We start from the raw sequence: 20,430 nt of genomic DNA on the forward strand, positions 1-20,430 counted from the left end.
GCGCCTGCAGACTGACTGCGGTCATTTGCTACGCTCCGAAGCGGCTGTTAACGTTGGCGCTGTAAGGCGCGCAGCATGCGCCGCGAAGCGGCAACCTGCTGCTGCGAGTCCGCGACGAGCAACTTGTTAGCCATCAATCTCGATGCACTCCCTAATTCCTCGCCAGTACTTCCAAGTTGGGTCATCGTCATGCAGAATTTTGATTGGATAGCGAGGTTGACCAGAGAGTGCATCATTTAAGTCAAGCATGAATTTTTCATAGCTTTTCGCGTAGTAGCACCACTCCGAAACACCACCCCCTTTAATAACGTGAACAAGTATGCTGTTGCACTGGAAATTGTCCAGTCTATCGAGTAGCTCCCCAAACTCCTGTAGTTGTTCTCTCACGCTCTTTTCGGGTGGCCCTTGGTCAGCGTACTCCCATTCAATGACGATGGATCTTGAGAAGTCCGTGGTAGTCAAACCACTGGGGATTTCGTCCCGAACCTGCCAGGATTTCAAACCATCGTCTTCCTCTGTAAAGGTGAGCGTCCAATCCGACTTTTCTGTGCTTTGCATTTCATCCATCTCCTGATGGCTAACGTTGGCGTTGGGCGTCATTGCTCAAGCGCAGTAGTTGCTGCAGTCGCGGCAGCAAGTACTCGACCCATAACTCTAGATCATCGACGGAGTAGTAGGACAACCAAATGTCAACGCCGGGCTTCCACGCCTCAGGATTCGCCTTCTGAAGATCAGCGATTGCGCGTTGCCAGTGCTCGCCTTGATACCCGGGCTGTCTAGCCCACTCATAGACAGGATCTGATGGCGGTGGCATGGGTACTAGCGCGGCAAGCCTTTGGGCAATATCGAAGCCAATCGCTCTATCGACCTCGCTCAAACTGCCGAGGACTCTTTCCCCGGCAGACAGGTCGACCTCTGCGGTTGCCTGCTGCACCAGGTTGAGAGTGAAACTACTGCCAGAGAACCGGCTGCCCCATGAACTGACTTGAATCCACAGGCACCAGAAGCCGGACGCGCCGGGTCTAACGAACGCACAGGAATGGCCTGCCCTCTTCTTCCACCCGTTTCCGAGAAACCAAGGACTCAGTCGCCGTTTCAAAGCGGCGTGAACGACTTTGCTGGTTGCGTACGCTGCTGTGCTCATGACGCCCAACGTAATGTCTGCCGCAAACCCTGCGGGATATTCTGGCGGCTGCGGGATAAGCTAGGCGTAAATTGCGCTGGAAAGCCGCTGGCAGTAACAATTTCAGTAAAACTCATGTGCGTTTTTACATGTATAAAAATCCGACAAACCCCGCTCTTTGTAAGGATTGGAGTGAGTCACTGATTCACGATTTTTACGTTTCGGAACCAGCTTGAACATCCCCCAATCGGGTGATTTTGTGAACGTCGGCTTCCGCCGCAAACACGTCACTTGGGTAGGTGGTCCGGGTGTCCGTTCGCAGGCCCTCATTCGCGGTTGCCACAGAGCCAGCGCACCAACCCACTCCTTCACGACACAAAGCAAGCAAACCAAAAACAGCCACCCGCGAGCAAGGCCAGAGAACGGATACCCGGGCCGCCCGCCCAGTAGCGCAAAACCCGCCGCCACCCAACCAAGCCACTACAAAAATAATAGCTACTGGCGCAATATCTACAAGGGCTAGGCAGTGATTTGACGCGTAAACACCCGCGACCGCAGCGCCTGCAGGTCCAGCACCCGCAGCCCGCCGTATTCCACACGAATGAAGGCTTGCGCCTCCAGCGCGTTCAGCGCCTCGTTCACACGCTGGCGTGACAGGCCCACCAAGTAGGCCAGCTCCTGCTGGGTGATGCGCAGCACCTCGCCCACGCCGGGGTACAGCACGGGGTTGAACAACGAGGCCAGGCTGCGCGCCACGCGGATGTCGGGGTTGGTCATGCGGTCGATCTCGCGGGCGGCGATGAACTGGCCCAGACGCTCGTTCAACTGGTTCATCACAAAGCGGTTGAAGCCGATGGAGTGGTCCAGCAGCCAGTGGAAGGTGTCCACATGCAGGCCCGCCACCAGGCTCTTGCGCAGCGCCTGGATGTTGTAGCGGTAGGTCTCGCGCTTCAGCGCTGTGCCTTCGCCAAACCAGCCACCCGGTGGCACGCCGGTGAAGGTCATGGTCTGGCCCTCGGCGTTGTCGGCGCTCATCTTCAGCAGGCCGTCCACCACGCCAAACCAATACGTCACCGGGCGGCCCATGCGGCACAGGTATTCGCCCGGTGCGGCCTCGGCAATGCGCAGGTCGTCCACGGCGCGCTGGCGCTCGTCGGGCAGCAGCACTTGCAGCCACGGAATGGCGGCCAGCTCGCCCTCGGTAAGGGGGCGGCGGCGCTGGTGCAGGCTGGCATCGGGGGTCATGGGCGGGCCTTGTAAGTTGCCAATAAGTGAAGGGAAAACACCTACCGAGAAATGTGCAAATTGTCGTCCAAACGACAACTTGGCGTCAAACTCGGTCCTACCATTCGGCCCATACCAAGCCCGCGCCGCACAGGCGACCGGCCATAACGAGGTGACACGCAATGGGTACGCACACGACATTTCCGCAATTGCTGCTGCAGCACGCCAGCCAGCGCCCGCAGGCGCCAGCCATGCGTGAAAAGGAATACGGCATCTGGCAGGCGCTGACCTGGTCGGGCCTGGCGCAGATGGTGGAACAGATTGCCGCGGGCTTGCACCAGGCCGGGCTGCGGCGCGACGACCACATGGTGGTGGTGGGCGCCAACCGCCCCCGGTTGTACGCCACCATGCTGGCCGCGCAAAGTCTGGGCGCCGTGCCGATTCCGCTGTACCAGGACGCGGCCGCGCCCGAATGCGTGTTCCCCATCAACAATGCCGACGTGCGCTTTGCCTTTGCCGAAGACCAGGAGCAGGTGGACAAGCTGCTGGAAGTGCGCACCCAATGCCCGCAGCTGGCCCACATCTACTTTGATGACCCGCGCGGCCTGCGCCACTACGACGAGCCTGGCTTGGAGGCGTTGGACGCACTGCAGGACAGTGGCCGCACCTTTGCCGCCGCGCAACCGAATTTCTTCAAGAGCGAGATTGCCAAGATCGCGCACACCGATGTGGCGGCGATGTTCTTCACCTCTGGCACCACGGGCAACCCCAAGGGCGTGGTGCACACGCATGATTCGCTGCTGAACCGCGCCCGTGCCGGTGCCGAGTTCGACCGGCTGACGGGCGATGAAGAGGTGCTGGCCTATTTGCCACCGGCCTGGATTGGGCAAAACATCTTCAGTTACGCGCAGTGGCTGTCTTGCGGCTATGTGGTGAACTGCCCCGAAAGCAGCGCCACCGCCACCATAGACCTGAAAGAGATTGGCCCCACCTACTACTTTGCGCCGCCGCGCATTTTTGAAGGCCTGCTGACCAGCGTGATGATCCGCATGGAAGACGCGGGTGCCCTCAAGCGCGGCATGTTCCATTACTTCATGGGCGTGGCCAAAAAGGTGGGTCCCGCGCTGATGGACGGCCTGCCCGTGTCGGCCACCGACCGTGCGCTGTATGCGCTGGGCAATGTGCTGGTCTATGGCCCGCTGCGCAACACGTTGGGCTTTAGTCGCGTGCGTGTGGCCTACACCGCGGGTGAGGCCATTGGCCCGGACCTGTTCACCTTCTACCGTTCCATCGGCATCAACCTCAAGCAGCTTTACGGCTCTACCGAGACTGCCGTGTTTGTGTGCCTGCAGCCCGACAACCAGGCCCGCGCCGACACCGTGGGCGTGCCCTGCGAGGGCGTGGAGATCAAGGTGGCGGACAACGGCGAGATCTTGATCAAGTCGCCCGGCCTGTTCACCGCGTACTACAAGAACCCGGCCGCCACTGCTGAGGTGCTGACGGCCGACGGCTGGTACCACTCCAGCGATGCGGGCTTCATCGACGCGCAGGGCCACCTGAAGATCATCGACCGCGTGAAAGACGTGGGCCGCATCAAAGGCGGCGCGTTTGACGCCGCCATGTTTGCGCCCAAGTATGTGGAGAACAAGCTGAAGTTCTTCCAGCACATCAAAGAGGTGGTGGCCTATGGCGATGGCCGCGACCAGGTGTGCGTGCTCATCAATATCGACTTTGACGCCGTGGGCAACTGGGCCGAGCGCCGCAACCTGCCCTATGCGGGCTACACCGACTTGGCGCAAAAGCCCGAGGTCTACCAGCTCATCAAGGAATGTGTGGAAAAGGTGAACGCCGACCTGAGTGCCGACGCACTCTTGGCCGGTAGCCAGGTGAGCCGCTTTCTGGTGCTGCACAAGGAGCTGGACGCCGACGACGGTGAACTGACGCGGACCAACAAGGTGCGCCGCGGCTTCATTGCCGACAAATACGACGTGCTGGTGGACGCGCTGTACAGCGGAAAGACCAGCCAGTTCATTGAAACCCAGGTCAAGTTTGAAGACGGGCGCACCGGCAGCGTGAGCGCCACGCTGCGCATTGACGACGCAAAAACATTCGCACCCGTGAAGGCAGCGGCATGAGCAAGAAAATAGGCGACGTCATTCTGGACGTGAACAACATCTCGCTGCGTTTTGGTGGCGTGAAGGCGCTGACCGACATCAGCTTCAATGTGCGCGAGCATGAGATCCGCGCCATCATCGGCCCCAACGGCGCGGGCAAGAGTTCGATGCTGAACTGCATCAACGGCGTGTACGCGCCGCAAGACGGTGCCATCACCTTCCGCGGCCAGACCTTCAAGCACATGAACAGCCACCAGGTGGCCAGCATGGGTGTGGCGCGCACCTTCCAGAACCTGGCGCTTTTCAAGGGCATGAGCGTGCTGGACAACATCATGTCCGGCCGCAACCTGAAGATCAAAAGCAACATCCTGCTGCAGGCACTGCGCATTGGCCCGGCGGAGCGTGAAGAGATCCAGCACCGCGAGGCGGTGGAACGCATCATCGACTTTCTGGAAATCCAGGCCTTCCGCAAAACACCGGTGGGCCAGCTGCCCTACGGCCTGCAAAAGCGGGTGGACCTGGGCCGCGCCCTGGCCATGGAGCCGCAGGTGCTGCTGCTGGACGAACCCATGGCCGGCATGAACGTGGAAGAGAAGCAGGATATGTGCCGCTTTGTGCTGGACGTGAACGACGAGTTTGGCACCACGGTGGTGTTGATCGAGCACGACATGGGCGTGGTGATGGACATCAGCGACCGCGTGGTGGTGCTGGACTATGGCAAGAAGATTGGCGATGGCACGCCCGACGAGGTGCGCAACAACCCCGACGTCATCAGCGCCTACCTCGGCACCAGCCACTAAGGATTTCTCACCATGGCTTTCTTTCTCGAAACCTTACTCGGCGGGCTCATGGCGGGCATGCTGTATTCCCTCGTAGCGCTGGGCTTTGTGCTGATCTTCAAGGCGTCTGGCGTGTTCAACTTTGCGCAGGGCGCCATGGTGCTGTTTGCGGCCCTGGCCATGGCGCGTTTTGCGGAATGGATTCCGCTGTACCTCGGCATTGCCAACCCCATCGCCGCCAATGTACTGGCTTTTGGTGGTGCGGGCGTGGTGATGTTTGTGGTGGCCTGGATCATCGAGCGCCTGGTGCTGCGCCACCTGGTGAACCAGGAAGGCACCACGCTCTTGATGGCCACCCTGGGCATCACCTACTTCATGGAAGGCCTGGGCCAGACCCTGTTTGGCAGCAGCATCTACAAGATCGACATCGGCATGCCCAAAGACCCGGTGATGATTTTGGAGAGCACGTTTGAAGGCGGCATCCTGATCAACAAAGAAGACCTGTACGCCGCACTGATCGCCGCCGCACTGGTGGCGCTGCTCAGCGTGTTCTTCCAGAAGACCGCCACGGGCCGCGCGCTGCGCGCCGTGGCCGACGACCACCAGGCCGCCCAATCCATTGGCATTCCGCTGAACCGCATCTGGGTCATCGTCTGGTGCGTGGCCGGCGTGGTGGCGCTGGTGGCCGGAATGATCTGGGGCAGCAAGCTGGGCGTGCAGTTTTCGCTGACCACGGTGGCGCTACGTGCGCTGCCGGTCGTCATCCTGGGTGGCCTCACGTCGGTGCCCGGCGCCATTGTGGGCGGGCTGATTATTGGGGTGGGCGAGAAGCTGTCCGAGGTCTACCTGGGCCCGTTTGTGGGTGGCGGTATCGAGATCTGGTTTGCCTATGTGCTGGCGCTGGGCTTCTTGCTGATCCGGCCGCAGGGCCTGTTCGGCGAAAAAATCATCGACCGCGTTTGAGACCGTTACAACGATAAGAGACAACCATGTTCTACAGAGAAAACGGCCAATTCAAAACCACCTACCGCGCGGACCAGCAGATCCTGCCTATCGCGCAAGACCGCTGGTTCATGCTGGCGCTGCTGCTGGTGGCGTTTGTGGCAGTGCCCATGGGGGCCAGCGACTACCTATTCCGCGCCATCCTGATTCCCTTCTTGATCTTCTCGCTGGCGGCGGTGGGTGTGAACATTTTGGTGGGCTTCTGCGGACAAATTTCACTGGGCTCGGGCGCCTTCATGGCAGTGGGGGCCTACGCGGCCTACAACTTCTTTGTGCGCATTGAGGGCATGCCGCTGCTGGTGGCGCTGCTGCTGGGCGGTGTGAGCTCCATGCTGTTTGGCATGGTGTTTGGTTTGCCCAGCTTGCGGGTCAAGGGCCTGTACTTGGCGGTGGCCACACTGGCCGCGCAGTTTTTTGCGGACTGGATGTTTTTGCGCATCCAATGGTTCACCAACAACTCACCGTCGGGCTCGGTGTCGGTGTCCAACCTGCAGGTGTTTGGCTTCTCGCTGGAAAGCCCGGTGGCCAAGTACCTGTTTTGTCTCTCGCTCTTGGCAGTCATTGCGCTGCTGGCCAAAAACCTGGTGCGCGGCGCCGTGGGCCGCGAGTGGATGGCGATTCGCGACATGGACGTGGCCGCTGCCGTCATCGGCATTCGCCCCATGTACGCCAAGCTGAGCGCGTTTGCGGTCAGCTCCTTCATCGTGGGCGTGGCTGGTGCCTTGTGGGGCTTTATTTACCTGGGTGCCTGGGAGCCTGCGGCCTTCTCGGTGGACCAGTCGTTCAAGCTGCTGTTCATGGTCATCATCGGCGGCATGGGTTCCATCATGGGCAGCTTCTTTGGCGCGGCCTTCATCGTGGTGCTGCCTATCTTTCTGAGCCAGTTCCTACCTGCGCTGGCAGGTAGCGTGGGCATCAACATTTCCACCGCCGGTGTCTCGCATGCCGAGCTCATGGTGTTTGGCGGGCTCATCGTCTGGTTCCTCATCGTGGAGCCGCATGGCCTGGCCAAGCTCTGGTCCATCGGTAAACAGAAATTGCGTTTGTGGCCTTTCCCCCACTGAGAGGGGCGGGTCAGGTGCCGTGTTTTCCCCGTGCTTCAACCATTTAATTACAGGAGAGACAAATGAAGCTTTCTAAACTTGTACTTGCAAGCGCCATCGTGGCCGCCGGTGCCACTGTCTTGCTGGCGGGCAATGCCCAGGCCCAGTCCAAAGAGCAGTTCATCCCGGTGCTGTCCTACCGCACCGGGCCTTACGCGCCCAACGGTGTGCCATGGGCCAACGGCTATGTGGACTACCTCAAGCTGGTGAATGCGCGCGGCGGCGTCAACGGCGTGAAGCTGTCCTTTGAAGAATGCGAAACCGGCTACGACACCGCGCGTAGCGTGGAGTGCTACGAACGCCTGAAGAGCAAGGGGGCATCGTTTGTACAGCCCCTGTCTACCGGCGCCACATTTGCCATTACCGAGAAGGCCCCGGCCGACAAGATCTCGGTGGTGACCGTGGGCTACGGCCGCAGCGAGAGCGCGGACGGCTCGGTGTTCAAGTGGAACTTCCCCATCGCCGGCACCTACTGGGTGGCGGCCGACGCCATCATGCAGGCCATCGCCAAAAAGGAAGGCGGCTTTGACAAGCTCAAGGGCAAGAAGATTTCGCTGGTTTACCACGACAGCCCGTTTGGAAAAGAGCCCATTCCGCTGCTGCAAGAGCGCGCGGCCATGCACGGCTTCACGCTCACGCTGCTGCCCGTGACGGCGCCCGGCGTGGAGCAAAAAGCCACCTGGCTGCAGGTGCGCCAGAACCGACCTGACTACGTGGTGCTGTGGGGCTGGGGCATCATGAACAGCACCGCCATCAAGGAAGCGCAAGCCACGGGTTACCCGCGCGAAAAGATGTACGGCGTGTGGTGGGCCGGTGCTGAGCCCGACGTGAAAGACGTGGCCGAAGGCGCCAAGGGCTACAACGCAGTGACCATGCAGCACGGCGCCGAGCCGCAGTCCAAGCTGGTCAAAGACGTGATGTCCATGGTGCATGACAAGGGCCAGGGTACCGGACCCAAAGAAGAAGTGGGCCAGGTGCTGTACATGCGCGGTGCCATGAGCGCCATGCTGGGCGTGGAAGGCATTCGTGCAGCACAAGAGCGCTATGGCAAGGGCAAGGTCATGTCGGGCGAGCAAGTGCGCTGGGGCCTGGAAAACCTGAACCTGACCCAGCCCAAGCTGGATGCCCTGGGCTTTGCTGGCGTGATGCGGCCCATCAGCACCTCGTGTGCCGACCACATGGGCGCCTCGTGGGCCCGCATCCACACCTGGGATGGCAGCAAGTGGCAGTTCACCTCCGACTGGCTGCAGGGCGATGAGCAAATCATCAAGCCCCTGGTCAAGAGCACAGCCGCCAAGTACGCCACCGAGAAGAAGCTGACACCGCGCACACCGGCGGATTGCCAGTCTTGAGTGAGGTAGCAGGCCGGGAAGCGGGGCACTCTGCTCCGCGAATGTCCCCCGGCCTGCGGCCTCCTCCTTGATTTCGCTGCACAGAGAACCCCGCCTCCCGGCCTGCCTGCAGGGATTGCAAAGAAAGTATGGTCATGAGTGAACCTCAAAACATTGTTCTCAACGTGAATGGCATCGAGGTCATTTACAACCACGTCATTCTGGTGCTCAAGGGCGTGTCGCTGCAGGTGCCCGAGGGTGGCATCGTGGCCATCTTGGGCGGAAATGGCGCGGGCAAGACCACCACGTTGCGTGCGGTCTCTAATCTGCTGGCCGGTGAGCGCGGCGCGGTCACCAAAGGCAGCATCGAGCTGCGTGGTGAGCGCATCGAAAACCTGAGCCCGGCCGACCTGGTGCAGCGCGGCGTGGTGCAGGTGATGGAGGGGCGGCACTGCTTTGCCCACCTGACGATTGAAGAAAACCTGCTGACCGGCGGCTACACCCGCAAGAGCAAGGCCGAGGTGGCGGCGAACCTGGAGAAGGTCTACACCTACTTTCCGCGCCTCAAAACCCGGCGTGCCAGCCAGGCCGCATACACCTCAGGCGGCGAGCAGCAGATGTGCGCCATCGGCCGCGCACTCATGGCCAATCCCAGCATGGTGTTGCTGGACGAACCGTCCATGGGGCTGGCACCGCAGATTGTGGAAGAGGTGTTCGAGATCGTGAAAGACCTGAACACCAAAGAGCGCGTCACCTTTTTGCTGGCCGAGCAGAACACCAATATGGCGCTCAAGTACGCAGACTATGGCTACATCATGGAAAGCGGCCGCGTGGTGATGGACGGCGCAGCGGAGGACCTGCGGACCAATGAGGACGTGAAAGAGTTCTACTTAGGCGTGGGTGGCGGCGAGCGCAAGAGCTTTAAAGATGTCAAAAGCTACAAGCGCCGCAAGCGTTGGTTGGCGTAAGGAGCATCACCATGACCACGACCTACGATGCTCTGGAAACCCGTTCCCCCGACGCCCGCGAGGCCGCGCTCATGGAGGCGCTGCCGGCCCAGGTGGCCTATGCCCAGCGCCAGGCTCCGGCCTTTGCCCGTATTCTGGATGGCGTGGACGCCACCCAGGTGGTAGACCGTGCCGCGCTGGCCATGCTGCCGGTGACGCGCAAGTCCGAGCTGCAGGCGCTGCAGCAGGCCACGCGTGCTGAGGGCGGCAGCGTGTTTGGTGGCTTCAGTGCGCTGGCATTTGGTGCGGCCATGCCGCGCGTATTTGCCAGCCCGGGCCCGATCTACGAGCCCGAGGGCACAGGCAAGGACTACTGGCGCATGGCGCGCGCCATTTATGCGGCGGGCTTTCGGCCCGGTGAGCTGATCCACAACAGCTTCAGCTACCACTTTGTGCCGGCGGGCTCGATGATGGAAACCGGTGCCCATGCACTGGGCTGCACCGTGTTCCCCGGTGGCACCGGCCAGACCGAGCAGCAGGTGCAGGCCATGCGCGAGCTGCAACCTGCGGGCTACATCGGAACTCCCAGTTTTTTGAAAATCATTCTGGAAAAGGCCACCGAGATGGGCGTGACCATTCCCAGCGTGACCAAGGCCATGTTTGGCGGTGAGGCATTTCCGCCGAGTCTGCGCGACTGGTTTCTGGTGCGGGGCGTAGACGGCTACCAGTGCTACGCCACGGCCGACCTGGGGCTGATTGCTTACGAGACCACAGCGCGTGAGGGCCTGGTGTTGGACGAGGGCGTGATTGTCGAAATCGTGCGCCCCGGCACCGGCGACCCGGTGGCAGAGGGAGAGGTGGGCGAGGTGGTGGTCACCACGCTGAGCGCCGGCTACCCGCTGGTGCGCTTTGGCACCGGGGATCTGTCGGCCGTGCTGGCGGGGCCGTGCCCCACAGGCCGTACCAACACCCGGATCAAGGGCTGGATGGGCCGGGCCGACCAGACCACCAAGGTGCGCGGCATGTTTGTGCACCCCAAGCAGGTGGACGAGATTGCCAAGCGCTTTTCCGAGGTGGGGCGCGTGCGCCTGGTGGTGAGTGGCGAGATGGCCAACGACGCCATGACCCTGCTGGTGGAGGTGCCGGGCCAGCCCGACGGCTTGGCCGGCCGCGTGGGCGAGGCCATCCGCGATGTGACCAAGCTGCGAGGCGATGTGCAGTTGGTGGCACCGGGCGCACTGCCCAACGACGGCAAGGTGATCGAGGACGCGCGCAGCTACCGTTAAAAAACTGGGGGCTAAGTAGTTTCCGCCATGCCTGGTCCCCAAAGCCGGGCTAGACTTTGTAATCTTTAACTGGAGCTTGACCATGAAAAAACTACTTGTCGTTGCTGCGGCCGCCTTGGCCGTGTGCGCCCATGCCCAGACCTACCCCTCCAAGCCCATCACCATCGTGGTGCCGTTTGCCGCCGGTGGCCCCACCGACCGCGTGGCGCGTGACCTGGCAGAGGCGCTGCGCAAGCCCCTGGGCGGCGTGAGCATCATTGTGGACAACTCGGCTGGCGCCGGCAGCTCCATCGGCTCCAACAAGGTGGCCAAGGCAGCTCCAGACGGTTACACCCTGCTGCTCAACCACATTGCCATGGCCACTATGCCCACGCTGGTGCGCAACATGCCGTTCAAGGTGGACAGCGATTTTGAGTATCTGGGCTTGATCAACGAAGTGCCCATGACCCTGATCGGCAAGGCCGACCACCCGGCCAAGAGTTTCAAGGACCTGACCGGCTGGATTGCCCAGAACAAGGGCAAGATCAACCTGGGCAACGCAGGCATTGGCTCTGCCTCGCACCTGTGCGGTCTGCTGTTCCAGAACGCGGTGGCCACCGACATGACCACGGTGCCCTACAAAGGCACCGCGCCGGCCATGACCGATTTGATCGGCGGCCAGATCGACCTGATGTGTGACCAAACTACCAATACTACGCAGCAGATTGAAGGCAAGAAGGTTGTTGCCTACGCGGTGACCACGCCCAAGCGCTTGACCACCCCCGCGCTGAAGGACCTCCCCACGTTGCAGGAGTCTGGCTTGAAGGGTTTTGAAGTCACCATCTGGCACGGCCTGTATGCGCCGGCTGGCACACCTTCCGATGTACTGGCCAAAGTGAATGCGGCGCTCAAGGTGGCGCTGAAGGATGCCGACTTTCTGAAGAAGGAAGAGGCTCTGGGCGCTGTGGTGGTGACCGACAAGCGCGTGGAGCCGGCCGAGCACAAGAAGTTTGTGGCCGCAGAAATCGCCAAATGGAGCCCCATCATCAAGGCTGCGGGCGTGTACGCCGACTGACATCCAGGCGTCTGCTGCACCCTGAATCGTCTGGCGGGCTTAGGCTCCCCAGACGATTTCTTTTTGGGCTTTGGCGCTGCGCTGCAGCATGTCCAGCAGTGGTGCGGCGCGCTGGCGCAGCGATACGCCGCCGGTGGCGGTGTGGGTCTCGTCGCCGCGGTCTTGCGCCTCCATCGCGGTTTGAGCGCGCTGGGCTTCTTCGGTGGCGATGGCGGCCTCCAGCGCGGCTTTGGCGGCGGGCATTTCCTCGGGCAGCAGGATTCCCTTGGCCGGTGCGCCTTCTTCAAACTTGCCCCAGATCTGCAGAATCTGGCGGCCATTGGGCTCCAGCATGATGACGTCGCTGGTGGCTTTGGATTTGAATTTGTAGAGCATGGTGTGGGTGCCGTGGTTTTATGATGCAATGAACAGCGAACCCCAACAGCATACCGACCCCGAGGAGTACCACCGTGGCTGACCTTCATATCGTTCGTGAACATGCGTTGGGCCTGGCCGCAGCGCGCAAGATTGCCTTCACATGGGCCGAGCAGGTCGAGGAGGAGTTCGGCATGGATTGCACTTATGCCGAAGGCAAGACCGAGGACGAGGTGGGCTTCAAGCGCTCGGGCGTGAACGGCACGCTGCAGGTGACGGCCGACCGCTTTGAGTTGAACGCCAAGCTGGGGTTCTTGTTGGGCGCGTTCAAGGACAAGATCGAGGCCGAGATCGTCAAGAACCTGGACCAGTTGCTGGCTCCAAAAGCTGCCAAGGCCAAAGCGCCGGCGAAAAAAAAGTAGCGTAAACGCTACTTTTTTGATAGCTGCTCGCGCAGCGTTTACGGGGGGCTAGGGGCTGATTTAGCTCAAAGACTCGATGAGGTCGATGTACTGTTGCATCGCATCGGCATTGGCCGTGCCCTTGAAGCCATTCCAGGCGTCCCACTTGGCGCGGCCCACCATGTCGGCAAAGCCGGGCTTCTTCTCGGCGTTGTCGCCGGCGGTGGCTTGCTTGTAGAGCGCGTAGATCTTCAGCAGGGTGCCGTTGTCAGGGCGCTCGCTGAGGTTTTTGGAATTGGCTACAGCGGCTTCGAAAGTGGCTTGCAGGTCGGCCATGGTGTTCTCCGGTGAAGGGGCAATGGGGTCTAGGGTGCACACCCGAGTGTTCTGGGTGCTTGTCCCATATCTTACGGTGCGTTTTCACTGCAGAATAGGCAAGCACCCCCAACCCCGTTTAGCCCGGAGATTTCATGGTCACCAGAGTTCTTGCCAAAGATGTTGCCCAAAAGGCCAAACGCCAGACCCAAAAGGCTGCGCGCGTGGTGCAAAAGAATGTGACCGATGCCGTGATCGGCACGCTGGGCCTGCAGGGGGAGCGCATGAGCAAGGTGGACACCGCCTGGCTGCGCATGGATTCGGCCTCCAACCTGATGATGATCCTGGGCGTGTGGGTGATCCACCCGAAGCTCAAGTACGAAGACCTGGCCCAGCGCATTGAAGAGCGCCTGTTAAAGTACCCGCGCTTTGTGCAGTGCGCGGTGGAAGACGCTGCCGGCGCCACCTGGGTGAAGGACACCGCGTTTGACCTGCGCAACCATCTGCTGCGCGAGACCCTACCCAAGAAGCCCAAGGGCCGCGAGCAGGAAGCCCTGCAGGACCGTCTGGCGCAGCTGACCATGGAGCCATTGAGTCGGCACCGCCCGCTGTGGCAGTTCCATCTGGTGGAAGACTACAAGGGCGGTTCGGCCCTGATGGTGCGCATCCACCACTGCATTGCCGACGGCATCGCGCTGATCTCCGTCACCCAGTCGCTGGTGGACGGTGGTGCACCCCCGCCCGTGCGCAGGCCGCGCGAGGCCCATGCCGAGGGCATGGAAGGTGCTGAGGCCTGGATTGCCGACGCACTGCTCAAGCCGCTGACCAATATGACGGTGAAGGCGCTGGGCGCCGCGGGCGAGGGCGCCGCACGCTCCATGGGCCTGCTGATGGAGCCGCAAAAGGGCATGGAGCAGGGCATGCATTCATCGGTGGACGCCGCCAAGATGGCCTACCAGGTGGTGACCGACCTGGCCTCGCTGGCGCTGATGCCTGATGACTCGCCCACCCGCCTCAAGGGCACACCCGGCAGTTCCAAGCGCGTGGCCTGGTGCCCGCCGATTCCGCTAGAAGAGGTAAAGGCGGTGGGCAAGGCGCTGAACTGTTCCATCAACGATGTGCTGTTGAGCTGCGTGGCAGGTGCCTTGGGCGAGTACCTCAAGGAACATGGTGATGCGGTGGCCGGCAAGGAGATACGCGCCATGGTGCCGGTGAACCTGCGGCCCATGGAAAACGCCTACAAGCTGGGCAACCAGTTTGGCCTGGCGCCGCTGGTGCTGCCGGTGGGCATGGACAACCCCGTGGAGCGGGTGTATGAGGTGCGCACCCGCATGCGCGGGCTTAAGGGCAGCATGCAGCCGCTGTTGGCGTTTGGCCTGCTGGCGGTGGCGGGTTTGTTGATCAAACCAGCTCAGGATGCGCTGCTGAATCTGTTTTCCAAAAAGACCACGGCCGTAATGACCAACGTGCCGGGCCCGCGCGAGAAGCTCAAGATCTGCGGCTCTACCATTGAGGAAACGCTGTTCTGGGTGCCCCAGAGCGGCTCCGTGGGGCTGGGCGTATCCATCCTGAGCTACGGCGGTGGTGTGCAGTTTGGGGTGGTGTCGGATTCCAAGCTGTGCCCGGATCCGCAGAAGATCATCGACCAGTTTGAGCCCGAGTTTGCCAAGCTGTCGATGCTGACGCTGATGCTGCCCTGGGGCGAGTAAGCACGGGTCTGGGCTGAACGCTGCCTCAGGCAGTCAGTTCGGCCTTGACCAGGGCCACGCCCAGGTGGCCCATCGCATCCAGCGGGGCCAGCGCCGCGGCTTTTTCATAGAGTCGGTGGGCTTCGTCCTGCTTGGCATCGCCATCCAGCATGACCAGGGCCCTGGCGTACTCGGTGAGCGCAATGGCGGAGTTCGGCAGGCGCTCCAGACCCTGTGCAAACAGGGCGAGGCTGGTGTCTTTCTTGGCGCCATAGGTCATGCTGCCGATCAAGGGCCCCACCTTGTCGATGACTTCCGCATGGAAGGTGCCCAGCGCAATGCAGGCATCCGCATGTGCGGGTTCTAGCGCAATGGCGGTTTCCAGTGATGTCTTGACCTTGCCGCCCAGCCCTTGGGCCAGCGCCTTGGCCACGCTCACGCCCTGGGTATAGCGGCCCAGCGCATAACCGTGCAGGTAGTGGGCGTTGGCATGTTGGGGGTGTGCGGCGGCGTGGGCTGCGGTGCGCTGGGCAATGTCCCAGAACAGGTCTTGCCGCACTTTTTCGCGCGGCTCCAGGTAGTCGGCGTGGATCAGTCTGGCTTTGTTGGCCACGGTGAGGCCATTGGGGCCCAATTTTTCACCTGCCTCGGCCGCCGCCTCAAACTCGCCGCGGTGGAACAGCACCCAGGCGTCCAGCACGCGCGGGTCTTGGGGCAGGGGTTCCCGGTTTCCGGCATGCAGGCGGTGCCACTGTGCCGTCACGGTGGCGGCGTCAAACGGGTAGCTGGCGGTGTGGGGAAAGGGCGTCCAGGCGGGCATGGCGGGGGCCCTCAGGGGCTGGTGTAGGCACCGGCCAAGTGCAGCAAGTGGGTGCGCTGCTGCGCCTCCAGGTAGGGCACCAGCAGGTTCAGCACATGGTGGGCACCGCGCATCAGCGCGGCCTGGGCGCTGGCAGGCTCCAGCGCGTTGCGCGGGTCGCGCACGTATTCGAAGCTGAGCCAGTAGGTCAGCACCACCACCATGCTGGTCGCGGTGGGCTCCATCTCGCGCGAGTCCATGCGCAGCGCGCCGGAGCGCGCCATGCTTTCCAGCAGGGCGCGGATGGAGCGGGTTTTGTTCTTCAGCACACTCTGGAAATGTGTTTCCAGGCGGCGGTTTTTGCTCAGCAGATCGTTCAGGTCACGGTACAAAAAGCGGTACTGCCAGATCAGCTCGAACAGCGTGTGCATGAAGAACCAGGCGTCTTCCACGTCGCGCACGTTGTCGCTGGCGTTGAGCACTTCGTTCAGCGAGCGCTCATAGCGGTCAAACAGCGAGTTGATGAGCTCGTCCTTGGCCGGGTAGTGGTAGTACAGATTGCCGGGGCTGATGCCCAGTTCGGCTGAAATCAGCGTGGTGGAAACATTGGGCTCGCCAAAGCGGTTGAATAGCTCCAGCGTGACTTCCAGAATGCGTTCTGCGGTGCGGCGGGGAGCTTTTTTGACCATGGGGAGCCTCAGTGCAGTGCAGGGGTGGCAGGCTGGGCCACGAGGGCACCCAGGTCGCTCATGATTTCTTGCAAGCTGGCAATGGCTTGGCCCAGCTCGGTGGGCGGTTTTTTGGGCACGCACAGATGGCGTTTGGGGTCGTCCAATACATCGTGCTTGAGCGTGATGCCATGGCGTGCCAGCTTGGCCGACAGGCCCGTCTTGCGGGAGCGCAACATCTGACGAGTCTGCTGGTAGGCATGCTCGGCCAGATGGCGACGTTGTGCGTAGCTGAAGGTGTTGGCCAGGTAGAGCTCGGGGTCGCGGTGGTCGGGCTCAATCCACACGATGTCGGTGTTGGGGTAGGCGTGGGCGTAGTGCTTCATACCCAGCTCCATGCGGGAGTGGATCATGGAGCGGAAGGTCTGACTCAGCACGGCGGGCAGGCCGCCATCCACGATGCGTGGAATCTTGCGTTTCTCGGTGGGCATGCCGCGCAGCATGACCTTGTCGAACTGCGGGGCTGTGGCGTTAAACGGAACCAGCGGGTTCAGGCAGATCATCAGGTCCACGCCATCGTCCAGTGCTACCGAGGCGTGCATGGTTTTCTTCAGCGCACCGTCCACGTAGTACTGATCGTCAATTTCCACGGGTGGAAACAGTCCTGGCAGCGCCGAGCTGGCTTGCACGGCGCGCGAGATGGGCACGTGGTCAAAGCCTGGGCGACCAAACGGGGCAGCTTCGGCGCTATCGAGGTTGGTGGCCACCAGCGTGAGCTTGGTTTTGAGTTCGCGAAAGTCGTTGGTGCGGCCGGGTTGGCTGAACAGGCGGGCCAACTGCGTGTCTACTTGCCGGTTGGAGAAAATGCCGGTAGGCAGGCCGGGTCCCATATCTTCCAATGCCCGCAGCAGGGATGTCCTGCCGCTCAGCACGCGCCAAGCCACTTGCAGCGCCAGGCCCGGCAGCATGATCCCGCGGCGAACGAACTCGCTGTAGGCGGGTTCCATAAGCCAGGAAGGGTCGAAGGTCTCGGAAGGTGTGCTGTCGTTCTCGATGAACGAGGCGCACATTTCGCGCGGCGTCATGCCGTTGGCCAGGGCGGCCACGATGAAGCCGCCGGCTGAAACGCCCACATAGTGGTCGAGCTGATTGAAGTCCAGACCGTCCAGCGATTCTTCCAGCGCGCACATGGCGCCGACCTCGTAAATGGCCCCCAGTGGCCCCCCGCCTGCCAATGCCAGCGCAATTTTCGGAGGGGTCTTTTTTCGAACGGTCATAGTCTTAAAGTGTAGATGCCGGGGCATCCGCTTTTTGTTGCATTGCAGCAGGGCGTGACGGGCACAAAAAAGGGCGCCGGGGCGCCCTTTTCAGGAGAGGGAAAGCCGCATTCAGCTTAGGCTGCGGGTGCGTCCACGACGGGCGACTCGGTGGCCTTGCTAGCAGGCGCATCACGTTTGACGGTAGCCTTCTTGGTGGGTGCTACGGTTTTCTTGGCAGGGGCCTTTGCAGCCTTCTTCGCGGGAGCAGAGGCGGCTTTCTTGGCTGCTGGCTTTTTGGCGGCCTTGGCGATAGGGGCTTTCACTGCGGCAGGGGCTTTGGTCGAGAGCTTTTGCACAGCCTTGTTCAGGTCGTCGATGCGGGCGATCAGGGCGCTTACGTCTTTGGCTGACGGCACGCCCAGCTTGTTCAGGGCCTTGGCCACACGTTCTTCGAAGATGTTTTCCAGCTTGTCCCATTGGCCAGAGGCCTTGCTGGAGATGTCGGTGGCCATGGTGGACATCTTGGCGGTGGCTTCGGAAATCTTTTCTTCGGCGGCGGCCTGGGTCTTGCGCTGGATGCTCACGCCTTCCTTGACCAGGGATTCAAAGGCCTTGCTGCCTTCAGCTTGGGCACGGGTGAAGGCGCCCAGACCCGCCTGCCAGATTTGCTGTGCAGAGTCTTTGACCGAACCCGACAGGTGAATGCCAGCGGCTTTGGCGGGTTGTTTTTTTTGCAGTTTTTTGACCATGAGTGACTCCTGAAGGGGACGGTGGGTGTGGGTGCTGCTCCAATAAATGGAGCAAGCAGTGCAGGGCTGACTCTAAAGCCAGTTGGCCTCGGTTTGTAGATGGGCTCTACTAACGGCGTGCACAGGCTGCAATCACAATCGTCCTTCGCAGGTTTCGTTGCGGGTTTACGATGAAGGGGATGTCCCGCAAAGTCGGTCAGAATGTCTCGATTCTTTGGAGTGTGTATGCAGTACTTTGTTACCGGAGCCACGGGCTTTATCGGCAAACGCCTTGTCAAGAAACTGCTGGAGCGCAAAGGCGCTGTGGTGCACTTTCTGATCCGCAAAGAGAGCGAAGGCAAGGTCGACGATCTGCGACGGTTTTGGGGTCTGACAGATGCGAAGAGCGCCGCCCGCGCGCTGCCGGTCTTTGGTGATCTGACCGCCAAGAAGCTGGGCGTGGCTGGTGACGCGGTCAAGAACTTGAAGGGCCAAGTGGACCATTTCTACCACCTGGCTGCGGTGTACGACCTGGGTGCTGACGAAGAAAGCCAGACCGCCGTCAACATTGAAGGCACGCGCAACACCATCGAGTTTGCCAAAGCGATTGACGCCGGGCATTTCCACCATGTGTCTTCGATTGCCGCCGCCGGCTTGTACGAAGGCGTGTTCCGCGAGGACATGTTTGAAGAAGCGGAGAACTACGACCACCCCTATTTCATGACCAAGCACGAGAGTGAAAAAATCGTGCGCAAGGACTGCAAGGTACCGTGGTCGGTGTACCGCCCTGCCATGGTGGTGGGCGACAGCCAGACCGGCGAGATGGACAAGATCGACGGCCCGTACTACTTCTTCAAGCTGATCCAGCGCATGCGCCAGCTGTTGCCGCCCTGGATGCCGGCCATTGGCCTGGAAGGCGGACGCATCAACATCGTGCCGGTGGACTTCGTGGTGGACGCGCTGGACGCCATCAGTCACAAGGCCGGGATCGTTAAGAAGTGCTACCACCTGGTGGATCCTGTGGGCTACCGCGTGGGCGATGTGCTGGACATCTTCAGCAAGGCAGCCCACGCGCCCAAGATGAATGTGTTTGTGAATGCAGCGTTGCTGGGCTTCATTCCTCGCAGCGTGACCAAGAGCCTGATGGCACTGGCACCTGTGCGCCGCGTGCGTAACGCCGTCCTGAAAGACCTGGGGCTGCCCGAGGACATGTTCACCTTCGTGAATTACCCCACGCGCTTTGACTGCCGGGACACCTTGGCCATGCTGAAAGGCAGCGGCGTGGAGTGTCCCAACCTCAAGGACTACGCCTGGCGCCTGTGGGATTACTGGGAGCGTCATCTCGACCCCGATCTGCACATCGACCGAAGCTTGCGCGGCACCGTGGGTGGCAAGGTAGTGTTGATCACCGGTGGGTCCTCGGGGATCGGCCTGGCTGCAGCCCACAAGTTTGCCGAAGCGGGTGCCACCACGATCATTTGTGGCCGCGATGTAGACAAGCTCGATGAGGCCTGCAAGGAGGCGAAAGCCAAGGGTTACAACTTTGTGGCGTACCCGGCCGACATTGCGGACATGACCGATTGCGACCGCTTTGTGCAGGTGTTGATTGATAACCACGGTGGCGTGGATTTCCTGATCAACAACGCCGGCCGCTCGATCCGCCGTGCCATTGAATCGAGCTACGACCGTTTCCACGACTACGAACGCACCATGCAGCTCAATTACTTCGGCTGCCTGCGCGTGACCATGGGCCTGTTGCCCTGCATGGTGGCCAAGAAGAAGGGACATGTGGTCAACATCAGCTCCATCGGCGTGCTGACCAATGCCCCGCGCTTCAGCGCCTACGTGGCGTCCAAAGCCGCACTGGACGCCTGGACCCGCTGCGCGTCCAGCGAGTTTGCCGATCAGGGCATCAGCTTCACCACCATCAACATGCCGCTGGTGCGCACCCCCATGATCGCCCCCACGGGCATCTACAACAACGTGCCCACGCTGTCACCCGAGCAAGCCGCCGATATGGTGGCAGACGCTTGCATCAGCAAGCCCGTGCGCATCGCCACCCGCCTGGGTATCACCGGCCAAGTGCTGCACGCACTGGTGCCCCGCATCGCCCAGATCGCCATGAACACCAGCTTCCGCATGTTCCCCGACTCATCGGCCGCCAAGGGCGCCAAGCCTGGGGAGAAGCAGAAGCTGTCGCCGGAGGCGATTGCTATGCAGCAGATGATGCGGGGGATACATTTTTAGACGATGCC

19 protein-coding genes are annotated in these 20,430 nt (G+C 61.5%); 11 read left to right on the plus strand and 8 right to left on the minus strand.

All coding sequences use genetic code 11. The features are described from left to right. Nucleotides 1-126: 126 nt before the first annotated feature. Together AC1DZ5_RS10410 and AC1DZ5_RS10415 are read right to left on the minus strand one after the other, a co-directional pair. Nucleotides 127-600: a DUF695 domain-containing protein gene (locus AC1DZ5_RS10410; RefSeq protein ID WP_477888704.1), complete on the minus strand. Its 474-nt coding sequence runs from the start codon at nucleotides 598-600 to the stop codon at nucleotides 127-129. A gap of 1,042 nt (nucleotides 601-1,642) precedes the next feature. Beyond that, entirely contained in the window at nucleotides 1,643-2,368 is a 726-nt protein-coding gene (locus AC1DZ5_RS10415; protein WP_477888706.1) for a Crp/Fnr family transcriptional regulator, read from the minus strand. 161 nt (nucleotides 2,369-2,529) lie between these two features. Here AC1DZ5_RS10415 and AC1DZ5_RS10420 point away from each other — a divergent pair, with 161 nt between their 5' ends. From AC1DZ5_RS10420 to AC1DZ5_RS10455, 8 genes are all read left to right on the plus strand, one after another. Beyond that, nucleotides 2,530-4,482, plus strand: a complete 1,953-nt coding sequence (locus AC1DZ5_RS10420) for an AMP-dependent synthetase/ligase (protein ID WP_477888708.1) — start codon at nucleotides 2,530-2,532, stop codon at nucleotides 4,480-4,482. Next, on the plus strand, nucleotides 4,479-5,261 hold the full coding sequence (locus tag AC1DZ5_RS10425; RefSeq protein WP_477888710.1) for an ABC transporter ATP-binding protein: 783 nt from the start codon (nucleotides 4,479-4,481) through the stop codon (nucleotides 5,259-5,261). Before AC1DZ5_RS10420 ends, AC1DZ5_RS10425 begins: the two co-directional genes overlap by 4 nt. 12 nt (nucleotides 5,262-5,273) lie before the next feature. Then, the gene (locus AC1DZ5_RS10430; RefSeq protein ID WP_477888712.1) at nucleotides 5,274-6,203 is read left to right on the plus strand and encodes a branched-chain amino acid ABC transporter permease; all 930 of its coding nucleotides are present in this window, start codon (nucleotides 5,274-5,276) and stop codon (nucleotides 6,201-6,203) included. 26 nt (nucleotides 6,204-6,229) lie between these two features. Then, complete coding sequence (locus AC1DZ5_RS10435) at nucleotides 6,230-7,306, plus strand: branched-chain amino acid ABC transporter permease (protein ID WP_477888714.1); 1,077 nt, start codon at nucleotides 6,230-6,232, stop codon at nucleotides 7,304-7,306. A 62-nt stretch (nucleotides 7,307-7,368) separates the two neighbouring features. Further along, entirely contained in the window at nucleotides 7,369-8,697 is a 1,329-nt protein-coding gene (locus AC1DZ5_RS10440; protein WP_477888716.1) for an ABC transporter substrate-binding protein, read from the plus strand. 134 nt (nucleotides 8,698-8,831) lie between these two features. Continuing rightward, a complete protein-coding gene (locus AC1DZ5_RS10445; protein WP_477888718.1) occupies nucleotides 8,832-9,644 on the plus strand; it encodes an ABC transporter ATP-binding protein in 813 nt (270 codons plus the stop codon). 11 nt (nucleotides 9,645-9,655) lie between these two features. Next, nucleotides 9,656-10,909: a phenylacetate--CoA ligase family protein gene (locus AC1DZ5_RS10450; protein ID WP_477888720.1), complete on the plus strand. Its 1,254-nt coding sequence runs from the start codon at nucleotides 9,656-9,658 to the stop codon at nucleotides 10,907-10,909. An 82-nt stretch (nucleotides 10,910-10,991) separates the two neighbouring features. Further along, a complete protein-coding gene (locus AC1DZ5_RS10455; protein WP_477888722.1) occupies nucleotides 10,992-11,963 on the plus strand; it encodes a tripartite tricarboxylate transporter substrate-binding protein in 972 nt (323 codons plus the stop codon). 39 nt (nucleotides 11,964-12,002) lie between these two features. Here the strand turns inward: AC1DZ5_RS10455 and AC1DZ5_RS10460 are convergent, their stop codons facing one another. Then, nucleotides 12,003-12,338 carry a DUF1840 domain-containing protein gene (locus tag AC1DZ5_RS10460; protein WP_477888723.1) on the minus strand — a complete coding sequence of 112 codons (336 nt, stop codon included), beginning with the start codon at nucleotides 12,336-12,338 and terminating at the stop codon, nucleotides 12,003-12,005. 74 nt (nucleotides 12,339-12,412) lie between these two features. Between AC1DZ5_RS10460 and AC1DZ5_RS10465 the strand changes: the two genes are divergently transcribed. After that, nucleotides 12,413-12,739, plus strand: coding sequence for a polyhydroxyalkanoic acid system family protein (locus AC1DZ5_RS10465; protein WP_477888724.1), 327 nt, complete (start codon nucleotides 12,413-12,415; stop codon nucleotides 12,737-12,739). Nucleotides 12,740-12,799: 60 nt separating this feature from the next. On the opposite strand, the gene AC1DZ5_RS10470 is transcribed toward AC1DZ5_RS10465, so the two are convergent. After that, nucleotides 12,800-13,054: an acyl-CoA-binding protein gene (locus AC1DZ5_RS10470; protein ID WP_477888725.1), complete on the minus strand. Its 255-nt coding sequence runs from the start codon at nucleotides 13,052-13,054 to the stop codon at nucleotides 12,800-12,802. Between the two features lie 134 nt (nucleotides 13,055-13,188). On the opposite strand from AC1DZ5_RS10470, the gene AC1DZ5_RS10475 reads away from it, so the two are divergent. Further along, nucleotides 13,189-14,742: a wax ester/triacylglycerol synthase family O-acyltransferase gene (locus AC1DZ5_RS10475; protein WP_477888726.1), complete on the plus strand. Its 1,554-nt coding sequence runs from the start codon at nucleotides 13,189-13,191 to the stop codon at nucleotides 14,740-14,742. A 25-nt stretch (nucleotides 14,743-14,767) separates the two neighbouring features. Here AC1DZ5_RS10475 and AC1DZ5_RS10480 read toward each other — a convergent pair whose 3' ends face one another. From AC1DZ5_RS10480 to AC1DZ5_RS10495, 4 genes are all read right to left on the minus strand, one after another. Further along, entirely contained in the window at nucleotides 14,768-15,541 is a 774-nt protein-coding gene (locus tag AC1DZ5_RS10480) for a hypothetical protein (protein ID WP_477888727.1), read from the minus strand. Between the two features lie 11 nt (nucleotides 15,542-15,552). Further along, nucleotides 15,553-16,209: a TetR/AcrR family transcriptional regulator gene (locus AC1DZ5_RS10485; RefSeq protein WP_477888728.1), complete on the minus strand. Its 657-nt coding sequence runs from the start codon at nucleotides 16,207-16,209 to the stop codon at nucleotides 15,553-15,555. Nucleotides 16,210-16,217: 8 nt separating this feature from the next. Then, nucleotides 16,218-17,465, minus strand: coding sequence for a patatin-like phospholipase family protein (locus tag AC1DZ5_RS10490; RefSeq protein ID WP_477888730.1), 1,248 nt, complete (start codon nucleotides 17,463-17,465; stop codon nucleotides 16,218-16,220). A 116-nt stretch (nucleotides 17,466-17,581) separates the two neighbouring features. Continuing rightward, nucleotides 17,582-18,196, minus strand: a complete 615-nt coding sequence (locus AC1DZ5_RS10495) for a phasin family protein (RefSeq protein ID WP_477888732.1) — start codon at nucleotides 18,194-18,196, stop codon at nucleotides 17,582-17,584. A gap of 225 nt (nucleotides 18,197-18,421) precedes the next feature. On the opposite strand from AC1DZ5_RS10495, the gene AC1DZ5_RS10500 reads away from it, so the two are divergent. Further along, nucleotides 18,422-20,422: an SDR family oxidoreductase gene (locus AC1DZ5_RS10500; protein WP_477888734.1), complete on the plus strand. Its 2,001-nt coding sequence runs from the start codon at nucleotides 18,422-18,424 to the stop codon at nucleotides 20,420-20,422. The last annotated feature ends 8 nt before the right edge of the window (nucleotides 20,423-20,430 follow it).

The organism is Rhodoferax sp. P1_F3 (assembly GCF_056405715.1).

What these genes read in the sequence shown, in the direction of transcription:
- AC1DZ5_RS10410 (WP_477888704.1), bottom strand. Translation starts at nt 600, where the DNA reads ATGACGCCCAACGCCAACGTTAGCCATCAGGAGATGGATGAAATGCAA.
- AC1DZ5_RS10415 (WP_477888706.1), bottom strand. Translation starts at nt 2,368, where the DNA reads ATGACCCCCGATGCCAGCCTGCACCAGCGCCGCCGCCCCCTTACCGAG.
- AC1DZ5_RS10420 (WP_477888708.1), top strand. Translation starts at nt 2,530, where the DNA reads ATGGGTACGCACACGACATTTCCGCAATTGCTGCTGCAGCACGCCAGC.
- AC1DZ5_RS10425 (WP_477888710.1), top strand. Translation starts at nt 4,479, where the DNA reads ATGAGCAAGAAAATAGGCGACGTCATTCTGGACGTGAACAACATCTCG.
- AC1DZ5_RS10430 (WP_477888712.1), top strand. Translation starts at nt 5,274, where the DNA reads ATGGCTTTCTTTCTCGAAACCTTACTCGGCGGGCTCATGGCGGGCATG.
- AC1DZ5_RS10435 (WP_477888714.1), top strand. Translation starts at nt 6,230, where the DNA reads ATGTTCTACAGAGAAAACGGCCAATTCAAAACCACCTACCGCGCGGAC.
- AC1DZ5_RS10440 (WP_477888716.1), top strand. Translation starts at nt 7,369, where the DNA reads ATGAAGCTTTCTAAACTTGTACTTGCAAGCGCCATCGTGGCCGCCGGT.
- AC1DZ5_RS10445 (WP_477888718.1), top strand. Translation starts at nt 8,832, where the DNA reads ATGAGTGAACCTCAAAACATTGTTCTCAACGTGAATGGCATCGAGGTC.
- AC1DZ5_RS10450 (WP_477888720.1), top strand. Translation starts at nt 9,656, where the DNA reads ATGACCACGACCTACGATGCTCTGGAAACCCGTTCCCCCGACGCCCGC.
- AC1DZ5_RS10455 (WP_477888722.1), top strand. Translation starts at nt 10,992, where the DNA reads ATGAAAAAACTACTTGTCGTTGCTGCGGCCGCCTTGGCCGTGTGCGCC.
- AC1DZ5_RS10460 (WP_477888723.1), bottom strand. Translation starts at nt 12,338, where the DNA reads ATGCTCTACAAATTCAAATCCAAAGCCACCAGCGACGTCATCATGCTG.
- AC1DZ5_RS10470 (WP_477888725.1), bottom strand. Translation starts at nt 13,054, where the DNA reads ATGGCCGACCTGCAAGCCACTTTCGAAGCCGCTGTAGCCAATTCCAAA.
- AC1DZ5_RS10475 (WP_477888726.1), top strand. Translation starts at nt 13,189, where the DNA reads ATGGTCACCAGAGTTCTTGCCAAAGATGTTGCCCAAAAGGCCAAACGC.
- AC1DZ5_RS10480 (WP_477888727.1), bottom strand. Translation starts at nt 15,541, where the DNA reads ATGCCCGCCTGGACGCCCTTTCCCCACACCGCCAGCTACCCGTTTGAC.
- AC1DZ5_RS10485 (WP_477888728.1), bottom strand. Translation starts at nt 16,209, where the DNA reads ATGGTCAAAAAAGCTCCCCGCCGCACCGCAGAACGCATTCTGGAAGTC.
- AC1DZ5_RS10490 (WP_477888730.1), bottom strand. Translation starts at nt 17,465, where the DNA reads ATGACCGTTCGAAAAAAGACCCCTCCGAAAATTGCGCTGGCATTGGCA.
- AC1DZ5_RS10495 (WP_477888732.1), bottom strand. Translation starts at nt 18,196, where the DNA reads ATGGTCAAAAAACTGCAAAAAAAACAACCCGCCAAAGCCGCTGGCATT.
- AC1DZ5_RS10500 (WP_477888734.1), top strand. Translation starts at nt 18,422, where the DNA reads ATGCAGTACTTTGTTACCGGAGCCACGGGCTTTATCGGCAAACGCCTT.